The following is an 18025-nucleotide window of genomic DNA, read 5'->3' on the forward strand; positions in this document are numbered from 1 at the left end:
GTGTTCGTAGTATCCGCGGCATGAAACCGACTTCATCGTCACCGGGGTTGCGTGCGTTGTCCGCTTCGCTGCGCGAAGTGCGCGAAGCAAGGAAGTTCGGGTTACGAGAGCTGGCGCGAGCGCTGGAGATCGACCCGAGGTTGTTGTCCCAGTGGGAGCTGGGGTTGCGGGTGCCGCCGGTGGAGGAGGTGGCCCGCATCCTCGGCTACCTCCGCACCACGAAGGAAGTCGCCGAGCGCATCCTGTTCCTGGCCAAGCACGCCAAGGACCCCAACTGGCTCGACTCCAACCCGTCGGATCTGCCCGCGGCCCTCACGGCGGTCATGCAGTGCGAGCGCACGGCAAGCCTGATCACCAACTGGTCCCCGCTCATCGTCCCGGGCCTGCTGCAGACTCCCGACTACGCCCGCGAACTCCTGAATGCCTCCGACATCCGGGTGCAAGATGCCGATGCACGGCTCGTGGTGCGGCTGAATCGGCAGAAGGTACTTTTCAAGCGCGCCCCGGTGCGGCTCAAGGCGATCATCTCCGAGTTGGCGATCCGTGAGGCGGTCGGCGATGCAGCCGTCATGTCCGACCAGATCGACCACCTGCTCGCCTTGAGCGCTGCCCCGAACATCTCAGTGCGGATCGTGCCAGCGGATATGGGCTACTACCCGGGCAAGATCGGCATGTTCACCCTTTACGACTTCTCCGATGCGCCGCCGATCGTGCTGCTCGAGCACTACCACGCAAGCGGCTTTGTCCACGATTCGGAGGGTACCGCCCCGTACCAGAAGCTGGTAAAGCTGTTACAGGGCAAGGCATTGACCGAGGAAGCTTCGCAAGCCCTGCTTCGGGAGGCTGCGAGATAGGGGGCAGGGTGTTCACCTGGCGCAAGTCGAGCCACAGCGCGAATGAAGCCGAGTGCGTCGAGGTGGGCTTCGCCTGGCGGAAGTCGAGCTACACCGCGAAGGACGAGTGCGTCGAGGTGCTCCTCGCCGAAACCGTCGGCGTCCGGGACACCAAAGCTCGCCACCTCGGCCAGCTCACCGTCTCCCGCGCCGCCTGGACCGCCCTGACCTCAGTGGTGCAGCCACCCCGCGAACACCGCAGGTGAAGCCGCTATCAAACTGAAGCGGATCCACCTTCCGGCCAAACCCGTGGTCAGGAAGGTCGCGAGCCGCATGCGCACCACGCCGGCCAGCACGCTCGTCGCCATGAACGGGGGCAGGCCCACCAGGGAACTGACCCCGTAGGTGCCCGCCATCCAGTGCGGGTGCCGGTGGCAGCGCTCGCGCAGCGCCTCGACCCAGCCGCGCATCCGCTTGGTGCGCAGCTGCCAGCGGACGCGTCGCTCGGTCAGCGGCCGCTCGCGGTGCAGGCGGTCGTGCAGGGCCTTCGGCAGCTTGATCGTCCCGCGCGCGGCCAAAAAATACAGCGTCTTCCCGGCGATCTGCCCGACGGCCACCGCCGCCCCGAGCCACAGCCAGTGCAGTCCGGGCTGGCTCGCGCACAGCCCGAGCAGGAACACCTCGGCGTTGATCAGCGGCACGATGGCCGAACCGAACGCGACGCCCAGCGTCAGCAGGATCCAGCTCATCGTGTCACCTCCGCAAATTCGCTCGTGTACTCCAAGTTATCAGTTCGAAATCTCCGCGCACTGGGGTTAACCCCCCTCTTCGGCGGGTGGTCCGCACCAGAAGATCACCTGCGCGACGTCTTCCGGCCACCTCCCGCTGGAACCCTGACCGGGTGGCCGCCGAGCAATCCCGAACGCCCGCCGACCGATTCGGCGCCCTCTGCCAGGCGATCGTGCGCGTCCTTCCCTTCGGCCTGTCGCGGATCGTGGCGCCGACGTTCCTGGGTTTCTGCGTCATCAACGGTCTGACGTTCGGCGTCGACCTCGGGTTGCTGACGATCTTCCACGGCTTGCTCGGCTGGCCGGTGTGGCTCGCGATCACGCTGGCGTACGTCTGCGCGTTCGGGCTGAGCTTCGTGCTGAACCGGACGTTCAACTTCCATTCCCACGCGGCCGTCGGAATGCAGCTCGTGCTTTACATCGGTGCGATTGCTGTCAATTACGCGGCGTTTTTGCTGGGTGTGGGCGCGGGGCTGACGGCGCTGGGCGTCGAATACCACGTGTCGCGGCTGCTCGCGGGCGCGTGCGAGGGCGTGTTCATGTACGCCGTGATGCGGTGGGTGATCTTCCGGGACGCCGGCTCAGGTGAGAGCGAGGTCGAGGGTGCCGGTGAGCCGGACCTCGCGGACCATGCGGTCGCCGGTGTCGAGGGTGCGGACCGTGCCGTCGGGGTTCCAGCCGGCGCGGCGGTAGAAGCCGAGGGAGGCGTGGTCGCCCTGGGCGACCCACGCGATGCCGCGCGTGGCGCCGTCGGCCCGGAGGCCTGCGGCGGCCGTCGCGAGTAGCCGTCCGGCGTGCCCGCGCCGGCCCCACCGCGGCTCGACGAGCAGGGTGGCGATCAGGCCGGTGGTCTCCGCGTCTTCGGGCAGGCTGCCGTCGGCGGCGGCGACCTCGCCCTCGGGCGCCCGGCCGGCGACGCAGAAGCCGACGGTGAAGTCACCCTCGGTGGCGACGTAGACCTGGCTGCCGGGGTACTCGATGGTCTCGGCCCAGGTGCCGTCGAGGTCGGCGGCGTCCAGCTCGGCCAGGGCGTTCTTGCCCAGCAGGTCCTCGTAGGCGGCGTGCCAGGTGTCGCGCTGGAGGCGGGCGATCTCCGCGGCGTCGGACAGGTCGGCGGGACGGACGGCGGCGTCGCTCATGCCCGTGAAGATAGCGGTGCCGGTTTTTGTCGGTGGTGGGTGGCACCATGACGGCACCATGCAAACGATCAGCGTCTCGACGGCCCGGAAGACCTTCCTGGCCGCACAGGGCTTCGCCGACCCCCGTCCGTCCGTGGCGCCTTCGCGGCGGCATCTGAAACGCGTGCTGTCGCGGGTCCAATTACTGCAGCTGGACTCGGTGAACGTGGCGGTCCGGGCGCACTACATGCCGGTGTTCTCCCGCCTGGGAGCGTACGAGCCGTCGGTGCTGGACGGCGCGGCGTGGTCGCACTCGGCACGTCAGCCGAGGTTGCTGGTGGAGACGTGGGCGCACGAGGCGAGCCTGCTCCCGATCGAGGACTGGCCGCTGATCCGTTCGGGCGCGAAGCGCGACGGCTGGTGGAAGCACTACGGCCCGCTGATCGAGAAGTCCCCGGGCCTGGTCGACGAGATCCTGTCGGTGGTGAAGGAACTGGGCCCGATCGGCGCGGGCGGCATCGAGCGCGAGGTGGCGGCGGACGCCCAGCGCCGCGGCCCGGGCTCGTGGTGGGAGCGGTCGGAGGTCAAGCGCGTCTGTGAGTACTTGTTCGGCATCGGCCAGCTGACGACGGGCACGCGCCGGTCGTTCGAGCGGCTCTACGACTTGACGGAGCGGGTGGTGCCTCCGGAGATCCTGTCGGTTTCGGTGTCGCCGGAGGAGGGCGCGCGGGGCTTGATCGAGCGTTCGGCCCGGGCGCTGGGGGTGGCGACGGAGACGGATCTGCGCGACTACTACCGCTTGGGCCCGGCGCCGGCGCGCCAAGCGGTGGCGGAGCTGGTGGAGTCGGGCATCCTGGAGCCGGTGCAGGTCCGCGGCTGGAAGGCGCCGGCGTACCGCCATGCGGAAGCCCGCATGCCCCGCACGGTGACGGGCCGGGCGCTGCTGTGCCCGTTCGACCCGCTGATCTGGGAGCGCGCCCGCACGGAGCGGCTGTTCGGGTTCCACTACCGCATCGAGATCTACGTCCCGGAGCCGAAGAGGGTGTACGGGTACTACGTGTTCCCGTTCCTCCTGGACGGCGAGCTGGTGGCCCGGGTGGACCTGAAGTCCGACCGGACGGCGGGGGTCCTGCGGGTGCAGGGAGCGTTCGCGGAGGAAGGCGCCGACGTGGCCCGGGTGCTGCCGGAGCTGGCGGCGGAACTGAAGCACATGGCGGAGTGGCTGGGCTTGTCCGGCGTGGCCGTGGGCACGCGCGGGGATTTGGCTCCGGCGTTGAAGAAACTGGTGCGCTGAAGCCGAAACACGAAGAAACGGGCCGTTCCCGGAGATCCCCGCCGGGAACGGCCCGCCACCCCCTTCGACCGGACGGCCGCGGGAAGCCCGCCCGGTCGTGCGAGTCGCTCCCGGCCCCCGCCGGGAACGACCCTCAGCCGGCCGCGCGCGTCACGACCGCGTTGCCGGAGCCCGTCCGGGCCCGCACCTTCAGCTGCACCCCGCCCTCGGGCGCGCTGTCCGCGACGTCCAGCTCGCTGGACACCCGCCCGCCGCTCGACGTCAGCTCGACCTCGGCCGCGGTGCCACCGCGGATGCCGACCCGCACCTCGCCGGACCCCGTGATCAAGTCCAGCGACCCCGAAGCCGCGTCGGCCACCGAAAGGTCGCCGCTGCCCGTGCGGGCCATCACCTCGCCCGACACCGCCCCGAGCCACACGTCGCCCGTGCCCGTCGCCAACGTCGCCGACCCGGCGATCGACGACGCCTCGACGTGGCCGCTGCCGCTGCGCAGCTGCAACCCGCCCAGCGTCGGGCCGAGCTTGATCGCGCCGCTACCCGTGCGGACCGTGGCCGAGCCGTCCGCGCGGTCGAGCTTGACCTCGCCCGAACCCGTCAGCAGGTCGACGCGCCCGGCCGAACCGGTCACCGTCACGTCCGCCGCGCCCGCCCGGACGTCGACGTGCGAACCCGCCGGTGCGCGGACGATCACCGACAGCGCCACGTTCCGCAGCTGCCACGCCTTCGGCGCCTGGACGACCAGGCGGTTGCCCAGCTTCTCGATCCGGCTCTGCCGCACCGCCTCGGCCGGGTTGGCCCCCGACGGGTCGACACCCAGCTGGTCGCCGAACCGCTCACCGACCCAGGACAGCAGGCTGTTGACCCCCGCCACCCACGGCTGCTGCTCGCCCTGGTCGTGGCGCAGCTCGACGCGGGCGCCGGAGTCGCCCTCCAGGACGACCTCCACACGGCCGATCGTCACGCCGACGTCCAGGTCCAGCGGGCCTTCCGCCTCGAACTCGTCGATGCGGACCAGTTCGTCGTTCGAAGCAGTCTCTTCGTCACTCATTTCGAATCCCCTCAGCTCTCGACCCAGCCGTGCAGGTGCGACCCGGGCCGGTCGCCCTTGCCGTGGTGCTTGGGGCCGCCGCCCAGCGAGCCGTGCCCCAGCGCCCCCTGCACCGCCTGGGAGACGAACGTGTTCAGCGAGACGCCCTGCGCCGCCGCCGCGCGCTCGGCCTGGCCCTTGATCTGCTCGACCAGGCGCAGCGTGATGCGCGAGATGTCGCCGCCGTCGATCGGCGGTGGTGGCGGCGTGGTGTCACGTGGTGTCGCGCGTGACGTCGGCTCCTCGGCAGAACCGGTGACGACCACGCGGACGTCCCGGCCGTCCAGCCGCACGTCGACCACCTGGCCCGGCAAAGCGGCCGTGACCTCGGCGGCGAGGTCGGCGAGGGCGTTCATGAGCGTCAGGCGGACGGCGGGTTCGAGCGCGGAAGACAGCAGCGCGGCCGCCCGCCGGGTGTGCTCGTCCCCGGCGGCAGCCGTGTTCGCGAGGTCCTCGCGAAGGTTGGCGATGTACGGCGTCAGGTCCATGACACCACTATGACGTCACTCGTGGTGTCAGTCAAGGAAGCGGTTAGGCTCACGGGAGAGCTTGTGGAAGGAGCGTGAACGTGGCCGTGTCCCCACGGGTGCAGCTGATCGCGAAGACGGAGTTCTTCCCGCCGGAAGACGTGCCCTGGTCGACCGACGCCGAAGGTGGCGAAGCGCTCGCCGAGTTCGCCGGCCGCGCCTGCTACCAGGCGTGGGACAAGCCGAACCCGGCCACCGCCACCAACGCCGGCTACGTCGAACACGTCATCGACGTCGGTCACCTCGCGGTGCTCGAGCACGGTTCGGTGACCTTCTACATCACCGGGATCTCGCGCTCGCTGACCCACGAGCTGGTCCGGCACCGCCACTTCTCCTACTCGCAGCTTTCGCGCCGGTACGCGCCGGAGCGCGACGCCGCCTTCGTCGAGCCGGAAGTCATCGCGAACGACCCCGTGCTGCACGAGAAGTTCGTCGCCGCGACCCAGGCGAGCGTCGACGCCTACACCGAGCTCCTCGCCGGCCTCGAAGAGAAGTTCGCCGACGTCCCGAGCGCGACCCTGCGCCGCAAGCAGGCCCGCCAGGCCGCCCGCGCGGTGCTGCCGAACGCGACCGAGACCCGCATCGTCGTAACCGGGAACTACCGGGCCTGGCGGCACTTCATCGCGATGCGGGCCACCGAGCACGCCGACGTCGAAATCCGGCAGCTGGCCGTGGAGTGCCTGCGGCACCTGCAGAAGGCCGCGGCGAACGTGTTCGCCGACTTCACCATCTCGACGCTGCCGGACGGCACCGAGATCGCAACGAGCCCGAAGGTGTTCGAAGGCTGATGAAACGACTGGCGATCGACGTCCGGCCCGGCGACTACGCCGTGGTCCGGCTGCCCGCGGACGCCCCCGTGCCCGCCGAGCTGCTCGCGCCCGGCGAACCCGCGTTCGTCTCGGTGACCCGCACGCCCGAGGAGCTGTCCATCATCTGCCCGGCCGGGCGGGAACCGGCCGGCGGCACGGCCGAGGACGGCTGGCGGCTGCTCTCGGTCCGCGGGCCGCTGGAGTTCACGCTCACCGGCATCATCGCCGCGCTGGCCTCGGAGCTGGCCGCGGCCGGCGTCGCGCTGTTCTCGATGTCCACGTTCGACACCGACCACATCCTGGTCCGCGGCACCGACCTCGACCACGCGGTGAAGGCGCTGCGGGAGTCCGGTCACGAAGTCGCGCACTCCTGACGCTTTTCGGCGGGCGATTCACGGGTACTCCCGGCGCGAGGGTGGGAGCCGTCACCCTTGAAATCGAAAGTTCGGCACGCCTAAACTTCGATTTGGGATCCCCGACACCCCGTTGAGAGGCAGGCGCCATGGCGGTCACCGAGGCTGTCCGGCCGAGACTCGCGTCGCGCCTGCGCACCGGGTCGGCCCTGCTCGGCCCGGCGTTCGTCGCCGCGATCGCCTACGTCGACCCGGGGAACGTCGCCTCCAACATCAGCGCCGGCGCCCGCTACGGCTACCTGCTGGTCTGGGTGATCGTCGCGGCGAACCTGATGGCCGTGCTCGTCCAGTACCTGTCGGCGAAGCTCGGCCTGGTCAGCGGGATGTCGCTGCCGGAAGCCCTGCGCGCCCGGCTGTCCCGGCCCGCGCGGCTGGCCTACTGGCTGCAGGCCGAGGTCGTGGCCATCGCGACCGACCTCGCCGAGGTCGTCGGCGGCGCGATCGCGCTCTACCTGCTGTTCGACCTGCCGCTGGTCGCCGGCGGCCTGATCACCGGCGCGGTCTCGCTGACGCTGCTCGCGGTCCAGGACCGCGGCGGCCAGCGGACGTTCGAACGCGTCGTCACCGGCCTGCTGCTGGTCATCGCGGTCGGCTTCCTGGCCAGCCTGTTCGTCGAGCCGCCGTCCGCCGCGGACACGCTCGGCGGGCTGGTGCCGAAGTTCGACGGCGCGGGCAGCATCCTCATCGCCGCCGCGATGCTGGGCGCGACCGTCATGCCGCACGCCGTCTACCTGCACTCCGGCCTGGTCCGCGACCGCCACGGGCTGCCCGACGTCACCACCCGCCGCCGTCTCCTGCGCGCCACCCGCGCCGACGTCGGCCTGGCGATGCTGCTCGCGGGCGCGGTGAACCTCGGCATGCTGCTGCTCGCCGCGACGAACCTCCAGGGCCAGGACGGCGTCGACAGCATCGAGGGCGCACACCACGCGGTCTCGCTGGCGCTCGGCCCGGGGATCGCGCTGATGTTCGCGATCGGCCTGCTGGCCTCGGGTCTCGCGTCGACGTCGGTCGGCGCGTACGCGGGCGCGATGATCATGCAGGGGCTGCTGCACAAGCGGATCCCGCTCGTCCTGCGCCGGCTCGTCACCCTCACCCCGGCGATCGTGGTCCTCGCCCTCGGCGCGGATCCGAGCGCGGCGCTGGTCGTCTCGCAGGTGGTGCTGTCGTTCGGGATCCCGTTCGCGCTGGTGCCGCTGATCCGGCTGACGGCGGACCGGCGGCTGATGGGCGCGGACGTCAACCGCCGGCTCACGACGGTCGCGGCGTCGGTGGTCGCGGGCGTTATCATCGCGTTGAACCTGGTCCTGATTTACCTCACCTTCACCGGCTGATCGGATGGCCCGGATCTACGCCCTCAACGCGGAATGCGGCGGACGGGAAACCCACGCCCGCGACCTCGCCCGCCACTTCGAAAGCCGGCCTGCCCGGGTTTTCTCGGACGGCGCCGGCTGGTGGTGCGGAGTGGCGCCCGAGGGCCTGAGCCGCACCGGCGCGCACACCGCCGAGGAGGCGGCCGCCATGACCGCGGCCGGGCGGCAGCTCTACTGGCTGCTGCGGACCGCCCCGCCGGTCTACCGCTACGCCCTCGCCGGCGTCGAGACCGACGAATTCCGCACGTACGCCGAGCTGATGGCCGAGAAGGACCTGACGATCTTCCCGGGGCTCGTGGTCAGCGAGGACATCTGGGCGGCCACCGGCGGACGCGCCGAGTTCAGCGACTTCGCACCGGGCTACCGCTGGATCCCGTACCGGGGCGAAACACACCGCTGAGTCACGATTGCGCGGAACCCCGAACGCTCCGCGGCGGTCCGACTAGCATCTGCGCGACCGCCGCCAAAAGGAGCACCGTGACCGACGAACAGACCCGGCCGTATCCACCCCAGGCGCCCGCCACGCCTGGTCAGCGGGTGGTCGCGGGCCGTTACGCGCTCCTCGGCGAACTCGGCCGCGGCGGCATGGGAGTCGTGTGGCGGGCGCAGGACCAGGTCATCGGCCGCCAGGTCGCCGTCAAGGAGCTGCGGCTGCCCGACGCCGAGTCGGCCGCCGTCTTTTCCGAGCGCGCGCTGCGCGAAGTGCGCACCGGCGGGCGGCTCAACGACCCCGCCGTCGTCACGGTGTACGACGTCGTCACCGACGGCGGCACCACGTTCATCGTCATGGAGCTCGTCGAAGCGCCCTCGCTGGCCGATCTCGTGCGCCAGCGCGGCCCCATGCCCGCCGCGCAGGCCGCGCTGATGGGGGAGCGGGTGCTGGCCGCGCTGCAGGCGGCGCATGCCGCCGGGATCGTGCACCGCGACGTCAAGCCGGCGAACATCCTGGTCGCGCCGGACGGCCGCGTGAAGCTCACCGACTTCGGCATCGCCCACGCCGTCGACGACCCGCGCCTGACCACCAGCGGCATGATCGTCGGCTCGCCCGCGTTCATGGCGCCCGAGCGCGTCGAAGGCCGCGAAGCGATGCCCGCGTCCGACCTGTGGTCCTTGGGCGCGACGCTGTTCTTCGCCGTCGAAGGCACGCTCCCGTTCGAGCGCGCGACCACGGCGGCGACGCTGCACGCGATCATGACCGAGATCCCGTACCTGACCCGCGGCCACGGCCCGCTCGCCGCGGCCATCCTCGGCCTGCTCGTCGCCAACCCCGACGCGCGCCTCACCGCGGCGCAGGCGCAGAACCTGCTGACCACGGCGCAGGGCATGCGCCCGACCCCGCCCGGCGGGACGGCGATGGTCCAGCCCATGACGCGGCTCGCGCCCCAGCCGCCGAAGAAGAACCTGCGCGCGCTGTGGCTGTCCCTGGCCGCGGTGGCGGTCGTCGGCGCCCTGGTCGGCGGGTTCTTCGCGGGCAAGGCGTTCGAGGCGCCGGCCGTCGACGAGCAGAAGCTGCCGACCGTGACGTTCGGCCTCGGCGGGCAGATGCGCGTGGACGCCAGTTCCAGCTACCCCTGCTACAACGCCGCGGTCCAGGACGGCGGCGTCATCAGCGACGCCAACGACGGCGACTGCAAGGAGAGCCACACCCTCGAGATCTACGACGGCGGGGACGTCATCGGCACCGCGAGCTGGTCCGACAGCGACGCGACCATCGCCGGCTACCCGGGCCTGGGCGCCGTCACCGCGGCCGCCGAAGCGCGCTGCGCGGCCTCGTTCCGCTCGTCGATCGTCCCCGAGACCAAGCGCGACGGCCTGAAGTACCGGGCGCTCGTGCCGACCCAGGCGCAGTGGCAGAGCGTCCCGACCGAGAGCGGCGAATACCCGACGCGCGAGTTCTACTGCGTGCTGGCCAAGTCCGATGGCGGGCCGATCTCCTCGCCCATCGTGACCAAGGTCAAGTAGAAGTTCCGCGACGAGCGGCCGGGCTCCGGAAATCCTACGCACTTCGCCGCCCACGACCAGGTCGGCGCGGTTTTGTCGGTGCGACGGGGTACCGTCTCAGCATGTCCAACCCACCTACCGCAGCGCCCGGACGGCCGTTCGGGCGCGTGCTCACCGCGATGGTCACCCCCTTCGACGCCGAGGGCGCGCTGGACCTGAAGCGGGCGCAGGAGCTGGCCGAGCACCTCGTGGAGCTGGGCAACGACGGTCTCGTGGTCAACGGCACCACCGGCGAGAGCCCGACCACCACCGACGCGGAGAAGCAGGAGCTGATCCGCGCCGTGGTCGAGGCCGTCGGCGACCGCGCGACGGTCGTGGCCGGCGCGGGCACCAACAACACGGCGCACAGCATCGAGCAGGCGAAGCAGGCCGAAGCGGCCGGCGCGCACGGCCTGCTGGTCGTCACCCCGTACTACTCGCGGCCCAGCCAGGCCGGCCTGCACGCGCACTTCACGACCGTCGCCGACAGCACCGGGCTGCCGGTGATGCTCTACGACATCCCGCCGCGCTCGGTCGTGCCGATCGAGGTCGACACGCTGCTGCGGCTGGCCGAGCACCCGCGGATCGTCGCGGTCAAGGACGCCAAGGGCGACCTGATCGCCGGCTCCGAGGTCATCGCCAACACCCACCTCGCGTACTACTCCGGCGACGACGGCCTGAACCTGCCGTGGATCTCCGTCGGCGGGACCGGCGTGGTGAGTGTGATCGGTCACGTCGTCGCGGGCCGGATCCGCGCGATGATCGACGCCTACGAAAACGGCGACACGTCCACCGCGCGCACCAACCACCGCGGCATGCTGCCGGTGCTGCGCGCGATGTCGCGGGTCGGCGGGGTCGCGTTCAGCAAGACGGCGCTGCGGCTGCGCGGCTTCGACGTCGGCGACCCGCGGCTCCCGATCGTCGCCCCGACCGCCGAGCAGACCACCCTGATCGCCGCCGATCTCGGCCAGGGCGGCGTGCCGCTGGGCGACACGGCGGCCCAGGACTGGCATGGTGAGCGGGTGGCACAAGCAGACTCGAGGGCCGCCTACGTGGCGCCGACCTCGCACACCAGCGTTGGGACCCTGCCTCGGTGAGCTCACTTCCCCCAGGTCCAGGCCCCACCAACGCCCCGCCCGCACTCCCCGAGGGAGCCCTGCGCGTCGTCGCGCTGGGCGGCATCGGAGAAGTCGGGCGCAACATGACCGTCTTCGAGTTCGGCGGCCGGCTGCTCATCGTCGACTGCGGGGTGCTCTTCCCCGAGGACGACCAGCCCGGCGTCGACTTGATCCTGCCCGACTTCCGCGCGATCGAGGACCGCCTCGACGACATCGACGGACTGGTGCTCACCCACGGGCACGAGGACCACATCGGTGCCGTCCCGTTCCTCCTGCGCCTGCGGCCGGACCTGCCGATCTACGGCTCGAAGTTCACGAACGCCCTGCTCGCGGCGAAGGCCAAGGAGCACCGGCAGCGGCCGAACCTCATCCAGGTCCGCGAGGGCGAGCGCCGCGACGTCGGCGCGTTCAACCTGGAGTTCTTCGCGGTCAACCACTCCATCCCGGACGCGCTCGCGGTGGCGATCCGCACCCCGGCGGGCGTGGTCCTGCACACCGGCGACATCAAGCTCGACCAGCTCCCGCTCGACGGGCGCCTCACCGACCTGGCCGGCTTCTCCCGGCTCGGCGACGAGGGCGTCGACCTGTTCTGCGTCGACTCGACCAACGCCGAGGTCCCCGGGTTCGTCATGCCCGAGCGCGACATCGGCCCGGTGCTCGACGACGTCATCCGCCGCGTCGACCAGCGCGTGATCGTGGCCTGCTTCGCCAGCCACGTCCACCGCGTCCAGCAGGTCCTCGACGCCGCCGAGCGGCACGGCCGCCGGATCGCGTTCGTCGGCCGGTCGATGGTCCGGAACATGGGGATCGCGGCCGAGCTGGGCCTGCTGAACGTGCCGGACGGCCTGCTCGTCGATCTCGACCAGGCGAGCACGCTGCCGGAGAGCAAGGTCCTGTTCGTCTCGACGGGTTCGCAGGGCGAGCCGCTCTCGGCGCTGTCACGGATGGCGCGCGGCGAGCACCGGCAGATCTCGATCCGCGCGGGCGACACGGTCGTGCTGGCCAGCTCGATGATCCCGGGCAACGAGACCGCGGTGTTCGGCGTGGTCAACGGCCTGACCCGGCTCGGCGCCAACGTCGTCCACCAGGGCAACGCGAAGGTGCACGTGTCCGGCCACGCGTCGGCGGGGGAGCTGCTGTACCTGTACAACGCGGTGCGCCCGAGCAACGTGATGCCGGTCCACGGCGAGTGGAAGCACCTGCGCGCGAACGGCGAGCTGGCGATCCGCACCGGCGTCGCCCCGGAGAACGTGGTCATCGCCGAGGACGGCGTGGTCGTGGACCTCGTGGACGGCAAGGCGGCCCGCACCGGCCGCGTCGAGGTCGGCCACGTGTACGTGGACGGCCTGTCGGTCGGTGACGTCGGCGAGTCGACGCTGTCGGACCGGCTGGTCCTCGGCGAGGGCGGGTTCATCTCGATCAGCGTCGCGGTGGACTCCAGCACGGGCCGCGCGGTCAGCAGCCCGACGGTGTCCGGCCGCGGCTTCTCCGACGACCCGAAGGCGCTCGCCGCCGTCGTGCCGCTGGTGGAGATGGAGCTGGCGCGCACGGAGTCCGAGGGCATCACCGACACGCATCGGATCGCCCAGGCGGTCCGCCGGGTGGTCGGCCGCTGGGTGGCCGACACCTACCGCCGCCGCCCGATGATCGTCCCGACGGTCATCCCGGTCTAGCGCCCCAAGGCGGCCTTCGGTGCGTCAGACGCACCGAAGGCCACATTGGGGCGCTTTCCTCAGCGCGTCACGGTAGCCAAGCCCAAGGCGAAAGCGACCGCGGCGATTTGGCGGAACAGCGCGCGGCGTGCCCGGCGCTGGTCGGTTCGTGTCGGTTTCATGCGTGCCCCCAAGCGGTAGGCATCCAGTGTTCCGCGCCCGCGGGGCCGGCACATCCCGCTCCGGGACGACAGGCGCCTCCCTCCCCGGTATGAGCCGTTGTTAGGCCGTCCGGACCACGAACCGGTGCTTTGCCCGGCGCTAACCTTGGTCCCAGCCCGCCTCGGGAAGAGAGGCCGCCGATGGGACGTCACTCCGACGGGAAGCGCCGGTTGCTGGTGCCCGTCGTCGCGACCGGGCTCGTCGTCGTCCTGGGGGTCGCGGCCTGGGTGACCGTCTCGGCGGTGCGGTCCCGGCCCACCTGCGTACAGCCGGCGAAGGTCCTGGTCACCGCGTCCGCCGACGTCGCCCCGGCGCTTTCGCTCGTCGCCCGGGGTCTGGACCTCCAGTGCGGTTCCGTCGAGGTCCAGACCAGGGAAGCGGCGTCGGCCGCCGAGCGGCTCGCGATGTCGGACGGCAGCCCGCGGCCGCAGGTGTGGGTGCCGGACTCGACCCTCGCCCTGCGGCGCGCCCACCGGCTCGGCGCCGGCGACGTCCCCGAGAGCGGGGCGTCGGTGGCCAGCTCGCCGGTCGTGCTGGCCACCGCGGAGGACGTCGTCAAGGGCATCGGCTGGCCCGAGCGCACTCCGACGTGGGCCGACGTGCTGGGCGCGCAGGGGGCGGTCCCGGGGATGTCCGACCCGGCCCGCGACGCGGTCGGCGCGCTGGCGTTGCTGGGGCTGAAGGAGAGCGTCCGGTCGGCCCCCGAGCCCGCGGGCGCGTACGTCGCGTTGCTGCGGCGGGTGTCGGCCAACACGCTCGGCGCGGAGACGGACCTGATCGCGCGGCTGCCGGGCTCGAGCGGCAGTGGGGGCACGGCCTCGGTGACGGCGTTCCCCGCGTCGGAGAATTCGGTGCTGCGCCACAACATCGAGGACCGGACGTCACCGCTGGTCGCCGTCTACGCGACGGCAGTGCCCACTTTGGACTACCCGTTCGCGGAGCTGGGCGGGATCACCCCGCAGCAGCGCCCGATAGTCGACGCGCTGCGCACCGCGGTCCTCGGCGACGCGGGCGCGGACGCGATCGCGAAGACGGGCTTGCGCGCGGCGGGCGGCCAGGCGCTGCGCGACCACACGGACGACCCGCGCGTGTCACCACCGGGCATCCGGACGGCGAACCTCCCGCCGGCGGGGTCCGTCGACGAGCTGCTCAACCAGTGGGCCGGGGTCAACCTGAGCGCGCGGGTGCAGGTGCTCGTCGACGTGTCGGGGTCGATGAACGCCCAGGTGCCGGGGACGGGACTGAACCGCATGCAGGTGTCGATGCAGGCGACGGAGAAGGCCCTGCACCTGTTCAAGCCGACGACCCAGCTGCGCATGCTGGCGTTCTCGACCCGCCTGGACGGCGACAAGGACTACCGAGAGCTGTTGCCGATGGCGTCGGTGGCCCAGCACTTGTCGAGCGGCGCGTTGCAGCGGCTGGCCCAGGTGAAGGCCACACCGGACGGCGGAACGGGGTTGTACGACAGCGTCCTGGACACGTACCGGACGGCTCGCCGGGAGTGGGAGCCGGGCCGGCTGAACCTGGTGATCGTCCTGACGGACGGCCGCAACGAGGACGCGCACAGCATTTCCCGCGAGGAGGTGCTGGCAGAGCTGACGAAGCTGCAGGACCCCCACCGCCCGATCCCGTTGATCGGAGTGGGCATCGGCCCGGACGCGGACAAGGCGGAACTGGACCAGCTGACCGCGGCGACGGGTGGTCAGGCGTTCGTGGCCCCGGACCCGGCGAAGATCACGGACGTGTTTTTCGGAGCGCTGAGCCGGATCGCCGGCGGTTAGCTGAACCAGGCCCCGAACATCGAGCCGTGGGAATCGCCTTCCACGGCACCCACGCGCGTTCGTGTCCGCAATCCACGAGGGCGCCCACCCGTGCCGCCGCAGGGCGAACAGCATGCGGGATGCCGTGTACAGCCCCGAATTCAGCATCGACAGCGCCGCCGTCAACACCACCGCGCTGACCAAAGTGGACGCCGCCGGGACGCCGAAACGGCCGAACGCCGACGCGAACGGGCTTGTCTCGCTCGGGATTTCGCGCCACGGCGTGATCATCACCAGCAGTGCCACCGAACCCACGTAGAACACGATCACGCGCCACACGATCGTCGACGTCGCCTTGCGGATCGCCGTCTCCGGCTGGTCGGACTCCGCCGCTGCGATCGTCACGATTTCCGCGCCGAAATAAGAGAAAATCACGATCACCACGCCGTGGACGACCGAGAACCCTCCGTTCGGCACGAATAAGTGCGCGTCCGGCCAGAGCCCGAGCACGAACAGCAGGCCCAGCACCAGGAACACCACGATCGTCGCGACCTTGATCGACGCCAGGTTCGTCGCCGTCAGCAACAGCATCAGCGCCAGCGAAAACACCCACTGCGGCACGCCGGGAAGCCAGCCCTGCAGGATCTTCGCGCCGGCGACCGCCTCGAACGCGACCACGCCGACCCAGAAGTACCAGTACAGCCAGCCGATCGTGAAACCCGCCCAGCGCGTAGGACAGCACGGCCGCCGGACCCACCGTGTGGATCACCGCGCCGCTGCCGGAGTTCGGGCCGCAGCCCCGACGTCGTAATGGTGGGGGGATTCTCGCATTCCGACGCCAGTTCGTGAAGAACTCAGCTCGTCAGGATCTCCGACTTCCGCTGCACCAGGTACGCGCCGCCCAGCAGGATCGCCGAACCGAGCAGCTGCAGCCACGTGAGCTCCTCGCCGAGCAGCGCCCACGCCGTCACGGTGACGATCACCGGCTCGACCAGGCCGACCACGCTCGCGACCGACGCCGGCAGGTGCCGCAGCGACGAAATCCCGAAGACGTAGGCGAACACGGTCGCCACCAGCACCAGAAGGACGAGCAGCAGCCACACCGGTGGCTGCCACGGACCGAACGCGACGTCCGTGCCGAGCAGCTCGACCGGCCACGTCCACGGCGGTGCGACGATGCCCACCAGCACCGCGCCGATCACCATGCCCCAGGTGACCAGGCCCAGCGGGTCGATGTCGGCCACCGCGCGCTCGCCGAGCAGGAAGTACCCGGCCGAACAGAGCGCCGCGCCGAAGCCGGCGAGCAGCCCGAGGCCGTTCAGCGTGACGCCCTGCCAGACCTGCGCCACCAGCGACAGCCCGAGCATGGCCAGCGCGATGCCGCCCCACACCGACCGCGGCAGCCGGTGGCGCCGCACGAACCGCACCCACAGCGCGATGAGCACCGGCGAGACGAACTCCAGCAGGATCGCGATGCCGACCGGGATCCGGCCCGCCGCGACGAAGTAGAGCAGCTGCACCCCGGCCACGCCGAGCAGGCCGTAGCCGGCCAGCACCGGGAGCTCGGCCCGGCGCACCCGCAGCTTCCGCGGCGCGACCAGGGCCACGCCGGCGAGCAGCACGAGCCCGGCGACGCCGATCCGCATCGAGGCCACCTGCTCCGGGCTGAAGCCGGCGGACATCGCGGACTTGCCCAGCGTGCCCGACGTGCTGAAGAACAGCGCGGCGAGCAGGACGAGGGTGGTCCCGCGGCCGCGGTGGGCCACCCGGGGTGGGGCGAGGACGGGCAGCTCGGTGGTCACCACCGCGACTGTAGGGCCCGCCGCGTCACTGCCAAAGCGCTTTTTCCGGTTATTCGGACTGCTTGAGCCCGGTGGCGACGTGGGTGGTGATCGTCGCGAGCCGGCGTCCCTGGACGCGCAGCGCACCGAGCGCGAGGTCGTCCGGCGCCGCCGACTTGCGGGAGACGAAGGAGCCGCCGTAGGGGTTGCCGGACTCCATCAGGTGCGGGTCGGTGTAGCCGAGCGGGACGACGATCGCGCCCCAGTGGTAGAAGACGTTGTTGATCGCCAGCAGCGTCGACTCCAGGCCGCCGTGCCGGGTGGACGCCGTCGTGAACGACGTCGCGACCTTGTCGGCCAGCTTTCCCTGTGCCCACAAGCCACCCGTGCTGTCCAAATAGGACTTCAGCTGCGCCGCCGGGCCGCCGAACCGGGTCGGGCTGCCGACGGCGAACCCGTCCGCCCACTCGAGGTCCTCGAGGGTGGCGAGCTCGTGGTGCGGCCCCGAGTCGATCCAGGCCTGCCACCGCGGGTTCTTCGCGATCGCCTCGGCGGGCACGGTCTCCGGCACGGTCCGCACCCGCACCTCGGCCCCGGTTTCCCGCGCTCCGGCGGCGAGCGCCTCGGCGAGGGCGGCGGTGTTGCCGGTCGAGCTGTAGTAGACGACGAGTATCCGTGTGCTCACGCCCACCGACTCTAGGGGAGCCGCGCGCGAGTCCCAGGATCCGGACGGGGGCGACGGGATCAGCAGCCCTGGCGGCCGCTGCTGATCCCGTAGTACTCGCCGCCCCAATAGACCCAGCCGACGGCGGCCACGCAGCGGTTTGCCGTGCCGGTGACCCCTCGGGGGCCCGCGTAGTACTTGTAGGTGCCGGTGTCCGGGCTCGACGAACGGTCGGGAGTGCAGTACTGGCCCTCGCCGCTGGTTTCGACGCAGCGCTCGATCCGCACGTAGGTCTCCGCGGCCACCCCGTAGAGGGAGCCGCGGTGGTAGAAGCAGGCGCTGTTGGTCCCGCCGTCGGCGCTGTTGTAGTAGATCGTCAGCTCGCCCAGGCCGAGGGCGCCGCTGCTGTTGTCGTAGGTCTTCGTCCCCGAGCACGACACCGCGGCGTTCGCCGGTGCCGCGGTGACGGCTGCGGTGGTCACCGCGATGCCGAACGCGGCCAAGATCGAGCCCACGGTCTTCGCGATCCTTCGCATGGGTACCTGCCCCTCCACGTCACCGACGAGAACGCAGCACCCACGTCCGCGGCGGGCAAAGGGTTTAGCCCGT

The 18025-nt window shown here is 71.2% G+C and carries 18 protein-coding genes and 2 pseudogenes; 12 read left to right on the plus strand and 8 right to left on the minus strand.

The window, feature by feature from the left end:
* The first annotated feature begins 20 nt into the window (after nt 1–20).
* Nucleotides 21–854, plus strand: a complete 834-nt coding sequence (locus ACERZO_RS23695) for a Scr1 family TA system antitoxin-like transcriptional regulator (protein WP_372666907.1) — start codon at nt 21–23, stop codon at nt 852–854.
* 8 nt (nt 855–862) lie between these two features.
* Entirely contained in the window at nt 863–1099 is a 237-nt protein-coding gene (locus ACERZO_RS23700; RefSeq protein WP_372666908.1) for a DUF397 domain-containing protein, read from the plus strand.
* Here ACERZO_RS23700 and ACERZO_RS23705 read toward each other — a convergent pair.
* Nucleotides 1064–1582 carry a hypothetical protein gene (locus ACERZO_RS23705; RefSeq protein ID WP_372666909.1) on the minus strand — a complete coding sequence of 173 codons (519 nt, stop codon included), beginning with the start codon at nt 1580–1582 and terminating at the stop codon, nt 1064–1066. The genes ACERZO_RS23700 and ACERZO_RS23705 overlap by 36 nt on opposite strands.
* 245 nt (nt 1583–1827) lie before the next feature.
* Between ACERZO_RS23705 and ACERZO_RS23710 the strand changes: the two are divergent.
* Nucleotides 1828–2130 (plus strand): annotated as a pseudogene (locus ACERZO_RS23710) (GtrA family protein); the annotation flags it as partial.
* Nucleotides 2131–2202: 72 nt separating this feature from the next.
* Here the strand turns inward: ACERZO_RS23710 and ACERZO_RS23715 are convergent.
* Nucleotides 2203–2760, minus strand: coding sequence for a GNAT family N-acetyltransferase (locus ACERZO_RS23715; protein WP_372666910.1), 558 nt, complete (start codon nt 2758–2760; stop codon nt 2203–2205).
* Between the two features lie 58 nt (nt 2761–2818).
* Between ACERZO_RS23715 and ACERZO_RS23720 the strand changes: the two genes are divergently transcribed.
* The gene (locus tag ACERZO_RS23720; RefSeq protein ID WP_372666911.1) at nt 2819–4033 is read left to right on the plus strand and encodes a winged helix-turn-helix domain-containing protein; all 1215 of its coding nucleotides are present in this window, start codon (nt 2819–2821) and stop codon (nt 4031–4033) included.
* A gap of 133 nt (nt 4034–4166) precedes the next feature.
* Here ACERZO_RS23720 and ACERZO_RS23725 read toward each other — a convergent pair whose 3' ends face one another.
* Both ACERZO_RS23725 and ACERZO_RS23730 read right to left on the minus strand, forming a co-directional pair.
* Nucleotides 4167–5081: a DUF4097 family beta strand repeat-containing protein gene (locus tag ACERZO_RS23725; protein ID WP_372666912.1), complete on the minus strand. Its 915-nt coding sequence runs from the start codon at nt 5079–5081 to the stop codon at nt 4167–4169.
* A gap of 11 nt (nt 5082–5092) precedes the next feature.
* Nucleotides 5093–5608: a toxin-antitoxin system HicB family antitoxin gene (locus ACERZO_RS23730; protein ID WP_372666913.1), complete on the minus strand. Its 516-nt coding sequence runs from the start codon at nt 5606–5608 to the stop codon at nt 5093–5095.
* A gap of 74 nt (nt 5609–5682) precedes the next feature.
* Here ACERZO_RS23730 and thyX point away from each other — a divergent pair, with 74 nt between their 5' ends.
* The 8 genes from thyX (at nt 5683) to ACERZO_RS23770 (ending at nt 14992) form a co-directional block, all read left to right on the plus strand.
* Complete coding sequence (gene thyX / locus ACERZO_RS23735) at nt 5683–6435, plus strand: FAD-dependent thymidylate synthase (RefSeq protein ID WP_372666914.1); 753 nt, start codon at nt 5683–5685, stop codon at nt 6433–6435.
* Nucleotides 6435–6830: an ACT domain-containing protein gene (locus ACERZO_RS23740; protein WP_372666915.1), complete on the plus strand. Its 396-nt coding sequence runs from the start codon at nt 6435–6437 to the stop codon at nt 6828–6830. The genes thyX and ACERZO_RS23740 overlap by 1 nt, the downstream gene beginning before the upstream one ends.
* A gap of 128 nt (nt 6831–6958) precedes the next feature.
* Nucleotides 6959–8200: an Nramp family divalent metal transporter gene (locus tag ACERZO_RS23745; RefSeq protein ID WP_372666916.1), complete on the plus strand. Its 1242-nt coding sequence runs from the start codon at nt 6959–6961 to the stop codon at nt 8198–8200.
* A 4-nt stretch (nt 8201–8204) separates the two neighbouring features.
* Nucleotides 8205–8639: a hypothetical protein gene (locus ACERZO_RS23750; RefSeq protein ID WP_372666917.1), complete on the plus strand. Its 435-nt coding sequence runs from the start codon at nt 8205–8207 to the stop codon at nt 8637–8639.
* Between the two features lie 77 nt (nt 8640–8716).
* Entirely contained in the window at nt 8717–10201 is a 1485-nt protein-coding gene (locus ACERZO_RS23755) for a serine/threonine-protein kinase (RefSeq protein WP_372666918.1), read from the plus strand.
* Nucleotides 10202–10302: 101 nt separating this feature from the next.
* The gene (gene dapA / locus ACERZO_RS23760) at nt 10303–11316 is read left to right on the plus strand and encodes a 4-hydroxy-tetrahydrodipicolinate synthase (RefSeq protein ID WP_372666919.1); all 1014 of its coding nucleotides are present in this window, start codon (nt 10303–10305) and stop codon (nt 11314–11316) included.
* Nucleotides 11313–13010, plus strand: coding sequence for a ribonuclease J (locus ACERZO_RS23765; RefSeq protein ID WP_372666920.1), 1698 nt, complete (start codon nt 11313–11315; stop codon nt 13008–13010). The genes dapA and ACERZO_RS23765 overlap by 4 nt, the downstream gene beginning before the upstream one ends.
* A gap of 341 nt (nt 13011–13351) precedes the next feature.
* Entirely contained in the window at nt 13352–14992 is a 1641-nt protein-coding gene (locus ACERZO_RS23770; protein ID WP_372666921.1) for a substrate-binding domain-containing protein, read from the plus strand.
* 31 nt (nt 14993–15023) lie between these two features.
* Here the strand turns inward: ACERZO_RS23770 and ACERZO_RS23775 are convergent.
* The 4 genes and pseudogenes from ACERZO_RS23775 to ACERZO_RS23790 form a co-directional block, all read right to left on the minus strand.
* Nucleotides 15024–15794, minus strand: a pseudogene (locus ACERZO_RS23775) (amino acid permease); the annotation flags it as partial.
* Between the two features lie 31 nt (nt 15795–15825).
* Entirely contained in the window at nt 15826–16773 is a 948-nt protein-coding gene (locus ACERZO_RS23780; protein WP_372666922.1) for an EamA family transporter, read from the minus strand.
* A 49-nt stretch (nt 16774–16822) separates the two neighbouring features.
* The gene (gene wrbA, locus ACERZO_RS23785) at nt 16823–17437 is read right to left on the minus strand and encodes an NAD(P)H:quinone oxidoreductase (RefSeq protein ID WP_372666923.1); all 615 of its coding nucleotides are present in this window, start codon (nt 17435–17437) and stop codon (nt 16823–16825) included.
* Between the two features lie 59 nt (nt 17438–17496).
* Complete coding sequence (locus tag ACERZO_RS23790; protein ID WP_372666924.1) at nt 17497–17952, minus strand: hypothetical protein; 456 nt, start codon at nt 17950–17952, stop codon at nt 17497–17499.
* Nucleotides 17953–18025 lie beyond the last annotated feature (73 nt).

The organism is Amycolatopsis kentuckyensis, from assembly GCF_041679295.1.
Taxonomy (GTDB): domain Bacteria; phylum Actinomycetota; class Actinomycetes; order Mycobacteriales; family Pseudonocardiaceae; genus Amycolatopsis; species Amycolatopsis kentuckyensis_A.

Coding starts and splice junctions, on each gene's coding strand:
- ACERZO_RS23695 (WP_372666907.1), top strand. CDS start 21: ATGAAACCGACTTCATCGTCACCGGGGTTGCGTGCGTTGTCCGCTTCG.
- ACERZO_RS23705 (WP_372666909.1), bottom strand. CDS start 1,582: ATGAGCTGGATCCTGCTGACGCTGGGCGTCGCGTTCGGTTCGGCCATC.
- ACERZO_RS23715 (WP_372666910.1), bottom strand. CDS start 2,760: ATGAGCGACGCCGCCGTCCGTCCCGCCGACCTGTCCGACGCCGCGGAG.
- ACERZO_RS23720 (WP_372666911.1), top strand. CDS start 2,819: ATGCAAACGATCAGCGTCTCGACGGCCCGGAAGACCTTCCTGGCCGCA.
- ACERZO_RS23725 (WP_372666912.1), bottom strand. CDS start 5,081: ATGAGTGACGAAGAGACTGCTTCGAACGACGAACTGGTCCGCATCGAC.
- ACERZO_RS23730 (WP_372666913.1), bottom strand. CDS start 5,608: ATGGACCTGACGCCGTACATCGCCAACCTTCGCGAGGACCTCGCGAAC.
- ACERZO_RS23740 (WP_372666915.1), top strand. CDS start 6,435: ATGAAACGACTGGCGATCGACGTCCGGCCCGGCGACTACGCCGTGGTC.
- ACERZO_RS23745 (WP_372666916.1), top strand. CDS start 6,959: ATGGCGGTCACCGAGGCTGTCCGGCCGAGACTCGCGTCGCGCCTGCGC.
- ACERZO_RS23750 (WP_372666917.1), top strand. CDS start 8,205: ATGGCCCGGATCTACGCCCTCAACGCGGAATGCGGCGGACGGGAAACC.
- dapA (WP_372666919.1), top strand. CDS start 10,303: ATGTCCAACCCACCTACCGCAGCGCCCGGACGGCCGTTCGGGCGCGTG.
- ACERZO_RS23770 (WP_372666921.1), top strand. CDS start 13,352: ATGGGACGTCACTCCGACGGGAAGCGCCGGTTGCTGGTGCCCGTCGTC.
- ACERZO_RS23790 (WP_372666924.1), bottom strand. CDS start 17,952: ATGCGAAGGATCGCGAAGACCGTGGGCTCGATCTTGGCCGCGTTCGGC.